This is a genomic window from Ornithinimicrobium cerasi, assembly GCF_003702705.1.
Classification (GTDB): Bacteria; Actinomycetota; Actinomycetes; order Actinomycetales; family Dermatophilaceae; genus Ornithinicoccus; species Ornithinicoccus cerasi.
Window position 1 is genome coordinate 1 of record NZ_QZMN01000072.1, and the last position, 851, is coordinate 851.

Annotated in this window: 1 protein-coding gene; it reads right to left on the reverse strand. The window is 63.7% G+C overall.

Translation table 11 applies throughout. The features are described 5' to 3' along the window. Positions 1 to 19: 19 nt before the first annotated feature. On the reverse strand, positions 20 to 694 hold the full coding sequence (locus tag D4B81_RS18360; protein WP_161965303.1) for a hypothetical protein: 675 nt from the start codon (positions 692 to 694) through the stop codon (positions 20 to 22). Between the last annotated feature and the right edge of the window lie 157 nt (positions 695 to 851).

The window sequence follows — 851 nt, forward strand, 5'->3', positions numbered from 1 at the left end:
CGCGGCAGAGTCGGATGGTTCAGGCTCGTGGGCGGCTTGCTCCTCCGAAACTGCGTTTGCCACGCCACATTTTTGTGCCATCGCTGAGGTGTAGTTCGGTCCTTGGCCGGCGCAGAGCACGGCTAATCGTGACGATCGTCGTCGCCGGGTCGGCGTAGGCGTCCAAGATGCGTAGTTGCTCGTCAAGGGCTCCCCGCTCGTCCTCGGGTTCGTACGCGAATTCGATCCATAGGTAGCCACCGGGGAAGGTCAGTTCGAAAAGGTCCCCCCTGATAGCGAGATCGACCTGGCCTTCACGGCTGGGCACCTCGATGGTCCACGCCATGTCTCCCGGGCGGTCCGGCATGCGGTTGCTTAGACGGTACCCCCGCTGGCAGCAGTGTTCTTTGACCACTGCTTCAAGTGGGGCTCGACGCAGTTGTGCGTCTCGATGAGGCATGACAACGGCGGTCACTCGTGCGAGATATGCAGCCGCCTTGCTGTCGCCGGCGGTGCCGCGTTCGAGGTCGAGCAGGTTCTCCAGCGCAGAGTCGTCCACTCGACCATCGCTGCTGATGACCCCGGCGAGCCAGGAATCAAGGCCATCCCGGCAAGCAGCGTCATCCGTCTCCAGAATGTCTCCAACGTCGAGTTCGAGCGTCAGGTCACTCCAGACTCGTCGCAGGGACGCGACTTGCCGCTTCGACAGCTGCATCACCGCAACGCCCCGCGATCGGGAAGAGACACGCTCATGATGCCTGACACGGTACGGGAGCCAGGCCTGCCGGCTACTCGCGAACCGCGGCAGAGGCGCGCGTCTGGTTCTCATGCGGCACCGGCGTGCGTGCACACTCCATGCGCAGTTGTGTGCG